Genomic DNA, 17571 nt, shown 5'->3' on the forward strand with positions numbered 1-17571 from the left:
AGCTGATAATCGGAGCAATGATGCGTAAGCTGGCGCAGGTGGCGTATGGCGTCCTGAAATCAGGACGCCCGTTCGATGCCACACTGCACGAGAAAAATGCTTGCGTGGCATAACAGTATCTACAAAAAACCGCACAGTTAAAGGTGCGCCTCAATATACCGCTGATAGCGGTTTGCCTTGAGGTAGCACAAGTCCACCAGCACCAGCCCGTCGATGCAGTTGTTGAACGCCGGGTCGCTGCCAAAATCGATAAACTGCACGCCGCCGGGTTCACACAGCTCGGAATACTGTTTGTAGAGCGGCGGAATACCGCACCCCAGATTACCAAGCAGGGATTTCAGCTTCGTCAGGTCATCCACGTAATCGACCCCGCCAAACTGTGCCAGCACGTCTGGCAGGGAGGCCGGATAAGGCTGACGTGACGCGGCTAAGGGATGTGTCGCCGGGAACCAGAGGCGGTAAAACGCCACCAGCAGATCCCGTGCGGCAGGCGGTAAGCCACCGGAAATCGAGACCGGGCCAAAGAGGTAGCGGTAGTGCGGATAACGTGCCAGATAGGCACCAATACCGGACCACAGATAGTCCAGACCGCGACGACCCCAGTAGCGCGGTTGAATAAAGCTGCGCCCGAGTTCAATACCGTGTTCCAGCACGTCCTGCATTTTATCGTCGTAGTGGAACAGACTGTAGCTATAAAGCCCTTCCAGACCGCGTTGCTCGACCTGTCTGGCAGTGGGCATAAAGCGATAGGCGCCGACGATCTCCAGATCGTCTTCATCCCACAGGATCAGGTGCAGATAGTCATCGTCGTAACTGTCGGTGTCCCGACGTTTACCGCTCCCTTCCTCCACGGCGCGAAACGCGATCTCGCGCAGGCGTCCCAGCTCGCGCAGCAGGGGAGCCTCTTCCTGCCCGTTGCGTTGCCACAGATAAATGGTTTTGCCATCGCTGGTTTTGCCCAGACATTCAGCCTGGGCCAGCTCGCGCTTCAGCGTGGCCCGGTCTTCCGGACGGGCAATGGCGCATTGGGTTTTGAAGACGCCAGGCACTCCCTTGCCAAGACGTATTACGTGCTGACGGCACTGCTCGGCCATCTCACGCGATGAAAGGGTTGTGCTATACCAGTGATGCCAGGCTATCTGCTGGCCGATCTTTATCGGCAGCTGGCTGTGGCGGCGGCGGAACATCTGCTGCATCAGCAAGAGCATCGATACGGTGGGGGACACCAGCGTGCTGGCATAAAAGAGCAGGCTGTTGTGTGCCTGAATATGCACCGGCAGCAGCGGTACGCGCAGCTTACTGGCGAGTTTAATAAAGCCGGGGTGCCATTTTTTATCGCGGATCCCATTGCGCGTAGGACGGGACACTTCTCCCGCCGGGAAGAAGATCAGTACCCCTGCGTTTTGCAGATGCTGTTCCATCTGCATCAGGGACGTTTTTGCCGTTCTGCCGCCCATGTTGTCCACCGGAATAAACAGCGAGCTAAGCGGTTCAAGGTGGGTCAGCATCCGGTTAGTGACGACTTTCACATCCCGCCGTACACGGGAAACGGCATACATCAGCGCCAGCCCGTCCAGCGTTCCGGTTGGGTGGTTGGCAATAATGACCAGCGGGCCATGTTCAGGGATTTGTTCGAGATCGCGGGCGGAAACGGTGCAGAGAATATCGAGGTGCTCCAGAACTTGCTCCACCATATCCAGGCCTTTCAGATGGCGGTGTGTCGCGGCAAATTGCTGGAATTCTTCTTCGTAGAACAGTCTTTTTAACAGACTTTTTTGCCAGGGTGCAGGCCTCGCCTGAGGCCAAAGGTCGTCGAGAACGCTATCGAGACTAAACATGGTTACTCCTCCTGCCGTCTTGCTCAGACAGTAGAAGGGAGAGATGTCGGTTGTATTGCAGTTTGGTGAAGATTAGCGCAGAGAGGAGGCCGGGTAAGGCGAAGCCATCACCCGGCGCTAAAGCGGATTAACGCAGAATTTTCTTCTCGGCCAGATCCAGCGCAAAGTAGCTGAAGATCAGATCCGCGCCAGCACGTTTGATCGCGCCCAGGCTTTCCAGGATCACTTTCTCTTCGTCGATCGCACCCGCCTGCGCGGCGAATTTGATCATCGCGTACTCGCCGCTCACCTGGTATGCACCCAGCGGCAGTTCGGTGCGCTCGCGAATGTCGCGCAGGATATCCAGATACGCGCCAGCCGGTTTCACCATCAGGCAATCTGCGCCCTGGGCTTCATCCAGCAGCGATTCACGGATGGCTTCACGGCGGTTCAGCGGGTTCATCTGATAGGTTTTGCGATCGCCCTTCAGCGCTGTACCGGCCGCTTCACGGAACGGACCGTAGAACGAAGAGGCAAACTTAGTGGAGTAGGACATGATGGCGGTATCAGTGAATCCGGCCGCATCAAGCGCCTGGCGGATCGCCTGAACCTGCCCGTCCATGGCAGCGGAAGGTGCGATGAAATCCGCACCGGCTGCTGCAGCTACCACCGCCTGCTTACCGAGATTCAGCAAAGTGGCGTCGTTATCGACACCGTGATCGCACAGCACACCGCAGTGGCCATGAGAGGTATATTCACAGAAACAGGTGTCTGACATGACGATCATTTCCGGCACGGTCTCTTTGCAGATCCGCGACATCCGGGCGACCAGACCGTCTTCTTTCCAGGCATCGCTGCCGGTAGCGTCAGTGTGGTGGGAGATGCCAAAGGTCATCACCGAGCGGATCCCCGCGTTGGCGATACGTTCGATCTCACGCGCCAGATATTTTTCCGGAATGCGCATCACGCCTGGCATGGCGTCGATGGCTTTGTAGTCATCGATCTCTTCTTCAACAAAAATCGGCAACACCAGATCGTTTAAGGTCAGTGTTGTCTCTTCAAACATAGCGCGCAGTGCAGGTGACTTGCGCAGACGACGGGGACGAGCAATTAAATCGGTCATGATATGCCTGACGTTTGTGGAACAAAGAAGGCTAGTGTACATGAAAGTGGAGGAGAGGGTTTTACGAAATCAGGCTTTTTGTTAATGCGAAATGGGGTTTGCGATGTTTCACATGGTCAATATATATAACCAACGTCAGCCTGTTTTTCACACGCTCGAGATATTGGTGCGATTTCTAAATTGAAGTAAATATATCATTAATAATGATCTATTATTCTTTATTATATTTTCTATATTTATATCAGATGATTTTAATTCGCTGTTTTTATAGTGTTTATTTATAATTTTTAATGTTGTTGCATTTTTTTCATGTTATTAGTCTGGATACGGACTTAATGGAATCATTCATTGAACCTTTTCGAAATGAAAATGCATAATTCCCTCCGCAATACAATGTTGCCAAATGATTAGATGGACAAACTTGCTTACGTCCCTGAGGAGGGATGACCCAATGCAAACATGGAAAAAGAAACTGGTTGTATCACAACTTGCATTAGCCTGCACCCTGGCTATCGCTTCTCAGGCCAATGCGAAAGATATTTCTGGTGCCACATATAATACCTTCGGATATGATAATTCAGCATCAACACCCTGGTATTATGGCTACGCTGACTGGGATTACTCGGATGCCACCCACGACGGTGATATTTATCCGGTGATTAATAAGTCAACGGTGAACGGTGTTATTTCGACGTACTACCTTGACGATGGTGTCAATGGAAGAGCGAATGCGCTGAGCATTTCTAACAGCACCATTAATGGCATGATCACCTCAAAGTGCATGACCACCACGTGTGCTGATGGGGATGATACGGACGGCACGACCCATACGCAGTACGATCGTTTTAGCCTGACCGTCGATCACTCCACCATTAACGATACCTATGAGCATTATGCGTATGATGTTCTGAATGGTGACAACACCGAAACCCACTATCTGGATACCTATGGACTGGGTAATGCGATTACGCTGGATGTGGAATCGGATATTGTTATCCAGAACAACTCCCACGTTGCGGGTATCACGCTGACTCAGGGTTACCATGAGCTGGACAATACCCCGTATGACGGCGTTGAAGGCGTTGCGGATAGCAGTAATGTCTTTACTAACACCCTGGTGGTCAAAGACTCTGTTTTGACCTCCGGCGCATACAGCGATCTGGGTACCAGCGGGTTCTATGGTCAAACCGCGAAGCCGAGCGACTACGGTGAAACCAACGCGACCGGCGCAGATGATGCGGCACTGATCGTCGCGGCCAGCGCGTCTGACAACGCCATGCAAACCACCGCCACCTTCGATCACTCTACCGTTACCGGCGATATCCTGTTCTCCAGCACCTTCGACAATAACTTCTACGAGAATGGCGACCCGGCAACCGATACCACCGAAGACGGTGTGTATAACCCAACCACCAACGGCTGGGATGGTACCGATAAGCTGGATGTCACACTGACCAACGGCAGCAAATGGGTTGGCGCAGCACAATCCAGCGTTGAAGCGATCGGCACCGCGCAGATGTATGGTGAGGGTTACAGCAGCGTTGACTGGAGAACCCTGTCGCCAAACAGCATCTGGCCTGATTCCACCTACGACACCAACGGTCACGTTGCAGGTGAAGAGGTATACCAGAGCGGTCTGTTCAACGTCACCCTGAACAACGGTTCAGAGTGGGATACCCGCAAACTGTCTAACATCGACACGCTGGCAGTGAATAACCAGTCGCAGGTCAATGTTGAAAACTCTGGCCTGCTGGCGGATTCCATCACCCTGACCAACGCCTCTACCCTGAATATTGGCGACAGCGGTGCAGTGGCGACAGACAGCCTGTATCTGGACAGCTATAGCCGTGCCGCGCTGACGGAAGAAACGGCTGAACTGTATGCCAACACCATCACCGTCGACAACGGTGCGGAACTGGCACTGGGCCTGGGTCAGGTGGACACGCACAACATGGTGCTGACCGATGGCGGTGTGCTGAACGTTGCCAGCCGTGACTACGTGCTGAACAGCGATCTGAACAACGCCCGCTTTATCACCAACGACAAGAGCAAAGCAGATTACGACTATGGCGTCGTGGCGCTTAACTCAGACGGTCATCTGGCGGTGAACGGTGATGTGGCAGGTAACTACACCGTGCGTATCGACGATGCGACCGGCGCCGGTTCTGTTGCTGATTATAAAAACAAAGAGATCATCCGCGTTTATGACAATAACGCAGACACTGCGGCCCGCTTTACGGCAGCAAACAAAGCCGATTTAGGTGCCTATACCTACCAGGCGCAGCAGAAGGGTGACACGGTTGTTCTGCAGCAGAAAGCGCTGACTGACTACGCCAATATGGCGCTGAGCATTCCGTCAGCGAATACCAATATCTGGGATCTGCAGCAGGATACCGTTGGAACCCGTCTGACTAACAGCCGTCACGGTCTGGCCGATAACGGCGGGGCGTGGGTGAGCTACTTCGGCGGCAACTTTGACGCTGACAATGGCGTTATCAGCTACGATCAGGACGTAAGCGGGATTATGGTTGGTCTGGATACGCAGATTGACGGTAACAACGCGAAGTGGATCGTTGGTGGCGCGGCAGGTTTCGCGAAGGGGGATATCAGCGATCGTACCGGTCAGGTTGATCAGGATAGCCAGACGGCGATGATCTATGCCTCTGCGAAGTTTGCCAACGATGTCTTCCTCGACAGCTCCCTGAGCTACACCCGCTTCAATAACGATCTCTCCGCGACCATGAGTAACGGTCAGTACGTGGACGGTAATACCACGACAGATGCGGTTGGTTTCGGTATGAAACTGGGTTATGACTGGAAACCAAACCTGTCCGGCTACGTCACGCCTTATGCGGCAGTGTCTGGGCTGTTCCAGTCGGGTGACGACTACCGCTTGAGCAATGACATGCGAATTGATGGCCAGTCTTACGACAGCCTGCGCTATGAACTCGGTGTCGACGCAGGGTATACCTTCAACTACGGCGGCGATCAGGCTCTGACGCCATACGTCAAACTGGCGTATGTGTATGACGATGCTGATAACAATGCGAACGTGAATGGCGACAGCATTGATAACGGCGTTGAAGGCTCTGCGGTGCGTGTGGGTCTGGGCACACAGTTCAGCTTCACCAAAAACTTCAGTGCATACACGGATGCCACTTACCTGGGCGGCGGTGACGTTGACCAGAACTGGGGCGCCAATTTGGGTGTGAAATATACCTGGTAAAGTATAAAAGCGGGGGAATATATCCCCCGCTTTGTCATCTAAAAAAAATAATATTGAACCGACAAATACGGATGTCCAGAGGTCTGCATGAAAGTTAATGCGAAACCACTTTCTGAATTAAGCCGGCTCGAACAGTGTTTGAAAGTAGCCAGTACCCCATTTAAATCTGCTCCCCAGCAGATTATTTCAAATGATGATAATGATGAACCCAGCACCTTTGTATTACAGACCGGTGTTATTGAAATCTATCGCCGTTCTGACGAGTTGCTGATTGGCATTGCCACCGCGCCCTTTATTCTGGGGCTGACTGCAAGCATGCTTGATTACAGCAAGGAATATCGGGTCGTTGCCAAAAATCCGTGCACAGGCTTTTATTTGCCTGCTTCGACCTCTCTGCAGCTTATTCAGCAAAGTTCGCTCTGGAAAGAGGCTTTCTGCTGGCTGTCCTGGATTAAATCCATTCTGGAAAAGCGGGACAGGCAACTGGTAGGAAATAACTCCTATCACCAAATCCGCGCCATGCTGCTGAATATGGCCGAATGGGATGAAACCCTGCGCTCAAAAATTGGTGTGATGAATCATATTCAACAAAGCACGCGCATTTCGCGTTCGGTCGTGGCAGAGGTGCTCGCTGCGCTTCGACAGGGTAACTACATCAATATGAGCCGGGGCAAACTGGTTAGCATCAACCGTTTGCCCACGGAATATTAAGGCTGGACGGAGGCGGTAAGCACCTGGGCTTTATTGGCGCTGAGCTCAGCCACTAAGTTATTGATGCCATCGCTCATATTGACGAAACGGGTATTTGGCGAGCGGGTGACCACCACAAAAGCGCCCACGTTGGACTGGGGGATCATTGCCATATAGGTAATGAATCCTCCACCACCCCCCGTTTTCTGAATAATGCCCGGACGGCCATTTTTAGGTGCCATATATACCCAGCCCAGACCGAGGGCGTCGGCTTTGCCCGGCACGTCCATACCGATCACGCGGTGCAACTGGCTGCGCTGGTAAATCAGCGTCTGCATTCGGTCGGCCTGATGGCTGCGTGAGTAGAAGTCTGATGAGAGGAACTGCTGCATCCAGCGCATCATGTCGCCAGGGGTGGAATAAACCCCGCCGCTGCCGATGGCTGCCAGCGTGTTGTTACACGGGCTGGCACCTTTTTCGGCGACCATCAGACGGCGGCACTGATCCGGTGATGGGGTGAAGGTGGTGTCCTTCATGCCCAGCGGGCGCGTGATCTGCTCTTCAAACAACTGCGTATACGGTTTGCCCGCTGCCGTCGACAGCGCATCGGCCAGCAGGTCAAACGCCAGGTTGGAGTAAGAGGCCTGAGAACCGGGCGCGGACTTCAACGTGGCTTTGCTCAGGTAGTTCCAGCGCTGTTCACGCGTTGGCCAGACAAAAACGTCGCGATGCGCCGCACCCCCTGGCTGCTCGCGAGGCAGGGCGCTGGTATGCGTTGCCAGGTTGACCAGCCTTATCGGCGTTCCCTGATACGTCGGGACACGTGCGCCCGGCGGAGCATACTTGCTGAGCGGATCGTCGAGTTTCACCACGCCCTGGTCCAGCAATTTCACCAGCATTTCGCTGGTCATCAGCTTGGTCAGGGACGCGATGCGGATGACGGAATCCAGTTGCGGATGAACATTATTACCGGGACGCGTTTCACCGAAACTGCGAAACACGCGCTGATTACCGTCGATGACGACCATCGCCATTCCCGTCGCGCCGCTGCCGTAATAAATCAGGTTCGCGTAGCGATCGGCAATATCTGATGCCAGAACGGGCGCCGTCAGCGGTTGGGCTGCCTGGGCGGTTGAGAAGCTCACCGCACACAGCGCGGCGAAAAAGAGCAGACAACGTTTCAACGAAAAGCATCCATAGTGTGAATGAGGAAAGTAATGGGTATTTATACTACTAAACCGTACGGTGCAATGCCCCGAATTACATAACGATAACCAGAAAAACGTAACTGCGAGTAAATCAGAAGAATTTACTTACTGTCAGTCTCCCATTTTGTGACATCGGCCTTATGATAGAGGGCTGTGTTACTCAATCTTGCGGAGAAGGGTATGTCCGGAAAGCGTGTGGTTATGGTTGTCGATATGCAGCAGGGGGTGTTCGAAACGCCTCGTCATCAGCGTGAAAAATGTGTTTCATTGATCAATCAGCTTACGCAGGCAGCCGATCGGGTGATTTTTATTCAGCATACTGAGCCTGGTGGTCTGGAAGAGGGCAGTGACGGGTTTGCCTTGCTGCCAGAACTGCATCAGCCTGCAGATGCCCTCTACGTGACCAAGACGGCCTGCGATGCGTTCTATAACACCTCGCTTGAAACGCTGCTCCGCGAGCAGGGGATCCGGGAGTTTGTCATCTGCGGTTGCGCTACTGATTACTGTGTCGATGCCACGTTCAAGAATGGCGTCAGCCGGGGCTACCACATCACCGTGGCGGAGGATGCGCATACCACCGCGAATCGCCCGGCGGCCGAAGCCCGCATTCTGATTAACCACTACAACGACGTCTGGCGCAACTTCATTGCGCCCGCAAACCCGCCCGCGGTGAAACGCACCGAAACAATTCTTGAAAACTGGAAAGCGAACTAATAATAAACCCTCGGGTCTGACCTTTTTGCCTGCGCCAGGCACCTGGCCCAGGCAAGATTTTCGTGTGGTGATGTGTTGAGCACAGCAACAGCCATAACAACAAGAAGGATGTATCATGTTTAAGTCTTTTTTCCCAAAGCCGGGGCCATTTTTCCTGTCGGCATTTATTTGGGCACTGATCGCTGTCATTTTCTGGCAGGCCGGCGGCGGAGCGTGGTTGACGCGCATCACGGGCGCGACGGGCGAAGTTCCCATTAGCGCGGCGCGTTTCTGGTCGCTGAGCTATCTGCTGTTTTATGCCTACTACATGGTCTGCGTAGGGCTTTTTGCCCTGTTCTGGTTTGTCTATTCGCCACATCGCTGGCAGTATTGGTCGATTCTGGGCACGTCGCTGATCATCTTTGTCACCTGGTTTCTGGTGGAAGTGGGAGTGGCGGTTAACGCCTGGTATGCCCCGTTCTACGATCTGATCCAGAGTGCGCTGAGTTCACCGCATAAGGTGACTATCAATCAGTTCTACCACGAAGTTGGCATCTTCCTCGGTATTGCCCTTATTGCGGTGGTGATTGGCGTCATGAACAATTTCTTTGTCAGCCACTACGTCTTCCGCTGGCGTACCGCGATGAACGAACATTATATGGCGCACTGGCAACACCTGCGTCATATCGAAGGCGCCGCACAGCGTGTGCAGGAAGACACCATGCGTTTCGCCTCGACCCTTGAAGACATGGGCGTGAGCTTTATCAATGCCATTATGACCCTGATTGCCTTCCTGCCGGTGCTGGTGACGCTCTCGGCGCACGTGCCGGACCTGCCGATTGTTGGTCATCTGCCGTATGGCCTGGTGATTGCCGCTATTGTCTGGTCATTAATGGGAACGGGGCTGCTGGCCGTGGTGGGGATCAAGCTGCCTGGGCTGGAGTTTAAAAATCAGCGCGTTGAAGCGGCGTATCGTAAAGAGCTGGTGTATGGTGAAGATGACGCCAACCGCGCCTCGCCGCCAACCGTACGTGAACTGTTTGGCGCCGTGCGTCGCAACTATTTCCGTCTTTACTTCCACTATATGTACTTCAACATTGCGCGCATTTTGTATCTGCAGGTGGATAACGTTTTCGGTTTGTTCCTGCTGTTCCCGTCCATTGTTGCGGGTACGATAACGCTGGGTCTGATGACACAGATCACCAACGTATTTGGTCAGGTTCGCGGGTCGTTCCAGTATCTGATTAGCTCCTGGACCACGCTGGTGGAACTGATGTCCATCTACAAACGTCTGCGCAGCTTTGAACGCGAGCTGGACGATCGGGATCTGCAGGAAGTCACCAATACATTTAGCTAAAACAGGGAATTGCTATGTCTTTTGCCGTACCGCGTACATTATCGCTCTCTTTACTCGCCGCACTCGTGCTGGCGGGGTGTGCCGAAAAAGGGGCCGCCCCGCTTAAAAAAGGTGAGAAACCTGTAGATGTGGCGAGCGTGGTGCGGCAAAAAATGCCCTCTACGGTGAAAGACCGCAATGCGTGGGCCGAGGCATTAGCGAAGACCTTTGAAAGTCAGAAAATTGCCCCTACCGAGGAGAATATCTGCTCGGTGCTGGCAGTGGCGCAGCAGGAGTCAATGTACCAGTCAGACCCGGTGGTGCCGGGGCTGAACAAAATTGCCTGGAAAGAGATCGACCGTCGCGCGGAATCGATGCATATCCCGGTGTTCCTGGTGCATACCGCCCTTAAAATCACCTCGCCAAACGGCAAAAGCTACAGCGATCGGCTGGACACGGTGAAAACCGAGAAACAGCTCAGCGCCATTTTTGATGATTTCATCAATATGGTGCCGATGGGGCAGAAACTGTTCGGCTCGCTTAATCCGGTGCATACCGGCGGCCCGATGCAGGTCAGCATTGCGTTTGCCGAGCAGCATACGGACGGTTATCCGTGGAAAATCGACGGGACGGTGCGCCAGGAAGTCTTCTCCCTGCGTGGCGGACTGTGGTTTGGCACGTACCATCTGCTGAACTATCCGGCGAGCTACAGCGAGCCGTTGTACCGCTTTGCTGACTTTAACGCGGGCTGGTATGCCAGCCGAAACGCGGCGTTTCAGAGTGCGGTCAGCCGTGCCAGCGGGGTGAAGCTGGCGCTGGACGGCGATCTCATCGCCTACGGCAGCAGCAAGGCGGGGGCAACGGAACTGGCGGTGCGCAAACTGTCAGCATCGCTTGGCATGAGCGATAGCGACATTCGCCGTCAGCTGGAGAAAGGGGATAGCCTGGCGTTCGAGAAGACGGATCTCTACAACAAGGTTTTCGCGCTGGCCGAGAAGAAGAGTGGAAAAGCGTTACCGCGGGCAATCCTGCCGGGTATTCAACTGGAAAGCCCGAAAATCACGCGTAACCTGACAACGGCATGGTTCGCCAAACGCGTCGACGATCGTCGGGCTCGTTGCATGGGACGTTAATGGCGACGACGCAGGCGTACGACTAACGCGACAACACCAAGAATCAGACAACCCGCGAGGAAGGGGACAAGGCCAAACAAGGTGCTCACCCCCAAACCAATCTCAACCCGCGGGCGTCCGTTGTCCTGCACCTGCATCAGATGTTCGTAGACGCCAGGCGCGTGAACCAGCATGTTGAGAAGCTGAGAGCCTGCCCAGAAGCAGAACAGGACAAACAGGGCATACGCAATATTACCCGCAGTGGAGGTTTTTGGTGGTGTGCCGCCAAAAATCGGTTTCGACAATGTAAAGTCAGCCATAAAGACCTCCGGAAATATCACTCTGTTAATACGCTTCGCACACGGTGAGTTTGACAGGTCATAGCATTTGTCAATATCAGAATCGTGGTAATTTCCCCTGCGGAATTCTCCTGGATTGTCGATTTCTGCAGCACATCACAAATTCATTACTTAACTGAAATTGCGTCGTGTTTCAGATTTTCCGCATCTGCCACAGACCCGATCGTAAAACTGTGAGAGGATGTCTTTTTTTCCTGCCGGAGTTCTTATGAAGCTCACGTCCAAACTACGCCGTGACTGGCACTACTACGCCTTTGCTATCGGGCTGATCTTTATTCTTAACGGTGTCGTGGGGCTGCTGGGGTTTGAAGCCAAAGGATGGCAAACCTATGCTGTCGGACTGGTGACCTGGGTGATCAGTTTCTGGCTGGCTGGGTTAATTATCCGCCGTCGCCCGGAAGAGGCGGCAGCGGATGAGACGGAGACGGTGAAAAGAACCGATTAACCGTTTACGGAACTTTTGAGTGCGCTGTCAGCGGCATGACGCTCCAGCGCCAGTTCGATCAGACGAGTGATCAGCTCAGAGTAACCCAGACCGCTGGCCTGCCACAGTTTTGGATACATGCTGATGTTGGTAAAGCCCGGCAGGGTGTTGATTTCATTAATCACCACCTCATTATCTGGCGTCAGGAACACATCCACACGCGCCATGCCGCAGCAGCCAAGAGCCTGATAGGCGTTGATGGCGATCGCCCGGATCTTATCGTTGATGGCCGGATCGATATTTGCCGGCACGACGACCTGAGCGCCTTTATCATCAATGTATTTGGTGTCGTAAGAGTAGAAATCGCTGTTTAACACCACTTCACCGCAGGTGCTTGCCTGTGGGAAATCATTGCCCAGCACCGCGCACTCAATTTCACGGCCTTTGATACCCTGCTCAACCACGACTTTGTGGTCAAACTCAAAAGCCAGACGAACGGCTTCGGTGAACTGCGCTTCGCTTGTCACTTTGCTGACGCCAACGGAGGAGCCCTGGTTCGCAGGCTTCACGAACAGCGGCAGACCCAACTGGGCGGAAATCTGGCTGAAGGTGTATTTATCGCGGTTGGCGCGGGTGAGCGTCACGAACGGGGCAACGTTCAGCCCGACATCGCGCAGCAGGCGTTTGGTGACGTCTTTATCCATACAGGCGGCGGAGCCCAGCACATCGGAGCCGACAAACGGCAGGTTCGCCATGCGCAGCATACCCTGCAGCGAACCATCTTCGCCCAGCGTGCCGTGGACGATTGGGAACACGACGTCAATCTGAGCAAGAGCCTGTGCATTACCGGCGTCGATAAGTTGCCCCTTCACTACGCCAGGGACGGTGGCGACGCTGATTTCAGAAGGATTAAGGGCGATATGTGCCGGATCGTTGGCGTTTAACAGATACTGGCTCGCATCGTTCACATGCCACTGGCCCTGTTTATCAATGCCCAGCAGCACTACGTCGAAACGGTTTTTATCAATCGCATCGACAATATTTTTTGCCGACTGCAATGAAACCTCGTGCTCCGCTGATTTTCCCCCAAAGACAATACCTACGCGCTGCTTTGCCATCTCACTCTCTTCCAGTCTGACGAAAAGCCAATAACATACCACGATGCCCTGCGGGTTTCGCGACCTTCTGCCATAATGTTTTGGGAGTAAAGAGGGGGGAGTGTGAAAGGCAAAACGTTGCTGATCGTTTTCATTCTGGTGGCAGTCGCAACGGTGGGTTACCGCTGGTTGCCGTCTCACTACAACCCTTTTACGCCGCTCTCGCTTGACGACCCGCCAGGCCCAATTACTCAGTACAAACTGCGGCGCCTTACCCCCGAGGCGTGTGCCAGCCTGTTATCGAAGGCCAATCAGAAGGCCCTTATTCGCACACAGCCTGTCGCCGACAGCGCCGGAGCATGCCCCCTTCACAACGTGGTGCGCGTGCGTGACTTCGGGCCGGTCAGCCTGAACAGCAGCTTTCTTGCCAGCTGCCCGCTGGCGCTGAGTTCTGCACTGTTTGTCAGCCAGCAGGCCCGGCCACTCACCAGAACCTGGACCGGAAGCGAGCTGGTGCGCATTGAGCACCTGGGCAGCTATGCCTGTCGCAATATTTACCACCGCCCTGATGCAAGACGCAGCGAACATGCCACGGCAGAGGCGCTGGATATCAGCGCGTTTCGGCTGGCGAACGGTGAACGGGTCACCATTCTGCACGGCTGGAGATCGACCAAAACGCAGCCGTGGCTACAGGCGCTGCTGACGGCGAGCTGCGGCTACTACGGGAACGGCCTGGGGCCGGAGTATAACGCGGCGCACGCCAACCATTTCCATCTGGGAATGCGCGGCTTTGGACTCTGCCGCTAAAGCATAATCTTCCGCCAGAAATTGGATGATCTGTGACATATTTCACAAATATGATGACTGGGAAGATAAAAAACCAAAGTCAGCAAGGCCGCATCTCTGGCACGGCGTAGATGCCGGTAACTTGCTAATCTGTCGGCGCATTTGCCTAAAAATGAAGACTATTTCTTTTATGGAATCCTGGAAAGTTAACCTCATCTCGGTCTGGTTCGGGTGTTTCTTCACCGGGCTGGCCATCAGCCAGATTTTGCCCTTTCTGCCGCTGTACGTGTCGCAGCTGGGCGTGACCTCGCATGAAGCCCTCTCCATGTGGTCGGGGCTGACGTTCAGCGTGACGTTTCTGGTTTCCGCCATTGTGTCACCCATGTGGGGGAGCCTGGCGGATCGAAAAGGGCGCAAACTGATGCTGCTGCGCGCTTCGCTGGGAATGGCAATAGCCATCCTGCTGCAGGCCTTTGCCACTAACGTCTGGCAGCTGTTTATCCTGCGGGCGATCATGGGGCTGACATCCGGTTATATTCCGAACGCCATGGCGCTGGTCGCTTCACAGGTGCCGCGTGAACGTAGCGGCTGGGCGTTGAGTACGCTCTCCACCGCACAGATCAGTGGCGTTATCGGCGGCCCGTTGTTAGGCGGCTTTCTGGCCGACCACGTAGGGTTGCGCGCCGTCTTCTTCATTACTGCTATCCTGCTGGTGATCAGTTTTCTGGTGACGCTGTTTCTGATCAAGGAGGGGGGGCGCCCGGTTGTCAGTAAATCTGAACGCCTGAGCGGCAAAGCGGTCTTCGCCTCGCTGCCGTATCCCGGGCTGATGATAAGCCTGTTCGTAACCACCATGGTGATCCAGCTCTGTAACGGTTCGGTAGGCCCGATTCTGGCGCTGTTTATAAAATCGATGGAGCCAGACAGCAGCAATATTGCGTTTCTCAGCGGGATGATTGCTGCCGTGCCGGGCGTATCGGCGTTAATCTCTGCGCCGCGGCTGGGAAAACTGGGTGACAGGATCGGTACGGCGCGTATCCTGATGGCCACGCTGATTTTTGCCGTGGTGCTCTTTTTTGCGATGTCGTTCGTCACCTCACCGCTTCAGCTCGGCGTGCTGCGATTCCTGCTCGGCTTTGCCGATGGCGCCATGTTTCCTGCGGTGCAGACCTTGTTGGTGAAATATTCAAGTGACCAGGTGACAGGGCGTATTTTTGGCTATAACCAGTCATTTATGTATTTAGGTAATGTTGCCGGTCCGCTTATTGGCGCATCCGTTTCGGCGATGGCCGGTTTTCGTTGGGTATTTGCGGCCACGGCGATTGTGGTGTTGATCAATATTATCCAGCTGGCGATTGCGCTGAGACGCCGTCGCCAATTAGAGCAGGCGAGAGCAGCGCGTTAATCATTTGCCGTAATGTATTATATATTCTTATGGCTGCCGCATTTTTATATAACTAAATGCGGCTTTTTCTAAAGAGAAAAACGTTTCGCTGCTTGCCATTCATCTTTATTTTGGCAGCAGCATCACTTTTGCATAAGATAATACTTTTCTCCTCTTTGCATTATTCATTCTGAATGCTAAGTTCAGAAAAAACGCATAAGGAAATAGCACGATGAAAAATCTCATTGCTGAGTTGCTGGTCAAGCTTGCACAAAAGGAAGAAGAGTCAAAAGAACTGGTCGCCCAGGTCGAGGCGCTGGAAATTGTCGTTACGGCGTTGCTCCGACAAATGACACAACCGCAGCAACAGGCGTTAATCGATAATGTAGAAAGCGCGCTGGACAAGGCTCGCCCCGATTCGCTGGTCCCCGCTGAAGATGCGGAGATGCTTCAGCAATACGTAAAGAAGCTATTAAGGCATCCTCGCAGCTAGCCTGCTGAAAGAGAATGGCCTGCCATAGAATGGTCATGCAGGATGCCTGTCGTCGCTCTGTTTTTATTTTTGGCCTTCGCACTGGGAGAAAAGAATTTAAACAGAGTCTCTATTTCATCTCATGCCTCTCGCTATTAAATACCCTAACGCGTCAGGCGAAACCGGGTAATGAACAGCGTGCCGCGCCAGAGATGAAATAATCCATAAACCCGAAGAAAATCATTGTCGCAGGGTGGTTTTTTTCCCGCAACGAACCAGACTTAATGTGGAACTTCACATAAAGGATGGTGCAATGAAAACAACAATACTGGTTACCCTGTTTTCCGGCCTGTGCCTGATCGCCTCAGCGCATGCGGAAGAGAAAACCTTAACACCTCAACAGCAGCGTATGACAACCTGCAACCAACAGGCGACAGCAAAAGCGCTGAAAGGGGATGCCCGTAAGACATATATGAGCGATTGCCTCAAAAATGGTGCATCCAAACCAGATGAAAAAAGCCTGACGCCGCAGCAGCAAAAAATGCGTGAATGTAACGCTCAGGCCACGCAACAAATGCTGAAAGGCGACGATCGCAGCAAGTTTATGAGTGGTTGTCTGAAGAAACAGGCATAGTCCTATCGGGTGAGTCCTTACGGTGACTCACCCGAAATTTCATACTTTCTCCGCATCCCCCCTCTCTATAATTTGGGAAAATGTTTCAGAATATTCCCAAAATATGATGAACGACGAAAACTTTTACAATAAAGAGCGTATCGGGGAAGAGTGGCTTCAAAACCTTTCTCAGGATGACGTGCACCGTACCGGCATACGCTTTGCCCGACGCGTCCGGCTGGGGCGGATTGTGGGTCTGGCGGCGATGTTTTTTCCTGTTGCCGGCGTTCTGGTCACGCATTTTCTGCCCGGCGGCTGGTGGTTATTACTGGTGAGCTGGGTTTTTATCTGGCCGCATCTTGCCTGGCAGTTCACCTGCCGTTCATCTCAACCTTATCAATGTGAAATCTTCAATCTGAAGATCGACGCTATTTTTACCGGCATCTGGATTGGCCTGATGGGCGTGAACGCTCTGCCATCGGCTGCGCTGGTTATGATGATGGGCATGAATATGATGGGATCCGGCGGCTGTCGCCTGTTTCTCGCAGGCATTGCCATAACCACGTTATCCGCTGTCGTGACGCTGAAGCTAACCGGAAATGTTGTGGTGCTCTCTTCCGGAGCGCTGGAGTGGTGGCTGACGCTGCCGGTCTTGATGATCTACCCAATACTCTTTGCCTGGGTGAGCCATCAGACGGCCATTCGCCTGGCGGAAAATAAGCGAAGACTTGAGCTGATGAGTACCCGCGATGGCATGACGGGCGTTTATAACCGGCGCCACTGGGAAACGTTGCTGCGGATGGAGTATGAAAAGTGCCGACGGGATCATTGTCAAACCACGATCCTGCTTATCGATATCGATCACTTCAAGAGCATCAATGACACCTGGGGACATGATGTGGGCGATGAAGCGATCATTGCTATCACTCGTCAGCTGCAGATGACGCTGCGGGCCGGGGATTATATTGGCCGTTTCGGTGGCGATGAGTTCGCGATCATCATGTCCGGCACCCCGGCAGAAAGTGCAATTGCGGCGATGTCCCGCGTCCACGAGCGGCTGAAAAAACTGTCGTTACCCTGCGCCCCGAACGAACGGCTTCGCATCAGCGTGGGGGTTGCGCCATGGGGAACACAGTTTGCCCACTACCGCGAATGGTTAAAAGCGGCAGATATCGCGCTTTATAAAGCCAAAAATGCCGGACGCGGACGTACCGAGGTGGCCGCCTGACAT

Annotated in this window: 16 protein-coding genes; 11 read left to right on the top strand and 5 right to left on the bottom strand. The window is 53.7% G+C overall.

All coding sequences use genetic code 11. The annotated features are described in order from the left end of the window. Window positions 1-137: 137 nt before the first annotated feature. Together PUZ33_RS18995 and hemB are read right to left on the bottom strand one after the other, a co-directional pair. Complete coding sequence (locus PUZ33_RS18995) at window positions 138-1838, bottom strand: lysophospholipid acyltransferase family protein (RefSeq protein ID WP_058681193.1); 1701 nt, start codon at window positions 1836-1838, stop codon at window positions 138-140. A 127-nt stretch (window positions 1839-1965) separates the two neighbouring features. After that, window positions 1966-2940: a porphobilinogen synthase gene (gene hemB, locus PUZ33_RS19000; RefSeq protein WP_013095798.1), complete on the bottom strand. Its 975-nt coding sequence runs from the start codon at window positions 2938-2940 to the stop codon at window positions 1966-1968. Between the two features lie 451 nt (window positions 2941-3391). On the opposite strand from hemB, the gene PUZ33_RS19005 reads away from it, so the two are divergent. After that, the gene (locus PUZ33_RS19005; RefSeq protein ID WP_058681192.1) at window positions 3392-6166 is read left to right on the top strand and encodes an autotransporter outer membrane beta-barrel domain-containing protein; all 2775 of its coding nucleotides are present in this window, start codon (window positions 3392-3394) and stop codon (window positions 6164-6166) included. 87 nt (window positions 6167-6253) lie between these two features. Continuing rightward, entirely contained in the window at window positions 6254-6877 is a 624-nt protein-coding gene (locus PUZ33_RS19010) for a helix-turn-helix domain-containing protein (RefSeq protein WP_058681191.1), read from the top strand. Here PUZ33_RS19010 and ampH read toward each other — a convergent pair. Then, the gene (ampH, locus tag PUZ33_RS19015; RefSeq protein WP_013095801.1) at window positions 6874-8040 is read right to left on the bottom strand and encodes a D-alanyl-D-alanine-carboxypeptidase/endopeptidase AmpH; all 1167 of its coding nucleotides are present in this window, start codon (window positions 8038-8040) and stop codon (window positions 6874-6876) included. The two genes, PUZ33_RS19010 and ampH, sit on opposite strands and share 4 nt — an antisense overlap. A gap of 204 nt (window positions 8041-8244) precedes the next feature. Between ampH and PUZ33_RS19020 the strand changes: the two genes are divergently transcribed. The 3 genes from PUZ33_RS19020 (at window position 8245) to PUZ33_RS19030 (ending at window position 11226) form a co-directional block, all read left to right on the top strand. Next, a complete protein-coding gene (locus PUZ33_RS19020; protein ID WP_029882454.1) occupies window positions 8245-8778 on the top strand; it encodes an isochorismatase family protein in 534 nt (177 codons plus the stop codon). A gap of 115 nt (window positions 8779-8893) precedes the next feature. Beyond that, entirely contained in the window at window positions 8894-10114 is a 1221-nt protein-coding gene (sbmA, locus tag PUZ33_RS19025; protein ID WP_013095803.1) for a peptide antibiotic transporter SbmA, read from the top strand. Between the two features lie 14 nt (window positions 10115-10128). Beyond that, window positions 10129-11226, top strand: coding sequence for a DUF1615 domain-containing protein (locus tag PUZ33_RS19030; protein ID WP_058681190.1), 1098 nt, complete (start codon window positions 10129-10131; stop codon window positions 11224-11226). Here PUZ33_RS19030 and PUZ33_RS19035 read toward each other — a convergent pair. Further along, on the bottom strand, window positions 11223-11525 hold the full coding sequence (locus PUZ33_RS19035) for a DUF2755 family protein (RefSeq protein WP_013095805.1): 303 nt from the start codon (window positions 11523-11525) through the stop codon (window positions 11223-11225). The two genes, PUZ33_RS19030 and PUZ33_RS19035, sit on opposite strands and share 4 nt — an antisense overlap. 247 nt (window positions 11526-11772) lie before the next feature. Between PUZ33_RS19035 and PUZ33_RS19040 the strand changes: the two genes are divergently transcribed. Further along, window positions 11773-12009: a DUF2754 domain-containing protein gene (locus tag PUZ33_RS19040; protein WP_058681188.1), complete on the top strand. Its 237-nt coding sequence runs from the start codon at window positions 11773-11775 to the stop codon at window positions 12007-12009. Here PUZ33_RS19040 and ddlA read toward each other — a convergent pair. Further along, window positions 12006-13106 carry a D-alanine--D-alanine ligase gene (ddlA, locus tag PUZ33_RS19045; RefSeq protein WP_058681187.1) on the bottom strand — a complete coding sequence of 367 codons (1101 nt, stop codon included), beginning with the start codon at window positions 13104-13106 and terminating at the stop codon, window positions 12006-12008. The genes PUZ33_RS19040 and ddlA overlap by 4 nt on opposite strands. A 102-nt stretch (window positions 13107-13208) precedes the next feature. On the opposite strand from ddlA, the gene PUZ33_RS19050 reads away from it, so the two are divergent. The 5 genes from PUZ33_RS19050 to adrA all read left to right on the top strand — a co-directional run bounded on the left by PUZ33_RS19050 (window position 13209) and on the right by adrA (window position 17568). Then, window positions 13209-13892, top strand: coding sequence for an extensin-like domain-containing protein (locus tag PUZ33_RS19050; RefSeq protein WP_023620965.1), 684 nt, complete (start codon window positions 13209-13211; stop codon window positions 13890-13892). Between the two features lie 169 nt (window positions 13893-14061). After that, the gene (locus PUZ33_RS19055) at window positions 14062-15276 is read left to right on the top strand and encodes a multidrug efflux MFS transporter (RefSeq protein ID WP_023620966.1); all 1215 of its coding nucleotides are present in this window, start codon (window positions 14062-14064) and stop codon (window positions 15274-15276) included. A gap of 211 nt (window positions 15277-15487) precedes the next feature. Next, window positions 15488-15748, top strand: coding sequence for an anti-adapter protein IraP (gene iraP, locus PUZ33_RS19060; protein WP_013095810.1), 261 nt, complete (start codon window positions 15488-15490; stop codon window positions 15746-15748). Between the two features lie 292 nt (window positions 15749-16040). Continuing rightward, window positions 16041-16361, top strand: coding sequence for a phosphate starvation-inducible protein PsiF (gene psiF / locus PUZ33_RS19065; RefSeq protein WP_013095812.1), 321 nt, complete (start codon window positions 16041-16043; stop codon window positions 16359-16361). A gap of 103 nt (window positions 16362-16464) precedes the next feature. Then, complete coding sequence (gene adrA / locus PUZ33_RS19070) at window positions 16465-17568, top strand: diguanylate cyclase AdrA (RefSeq protein ID WP_252107638.1); 1104 nt, start codon at window positions 16465-16467, stop codon at window positions 17566-17568. Window positions 17569-17571: the final 3 nt, after the last annotated feature.

It is taken from the genome of Enterobacter cloacae complex sp. 2022EL-00981, from assembly GCF_028737495.1.
Classification (GTDB): domain Bacteria; phylum Pseudomonadota; class Gammaproteobacteria; order Enterobacterales; family Enterobacteriaceae; genus Enterobacter; species Enterobacter cloacae.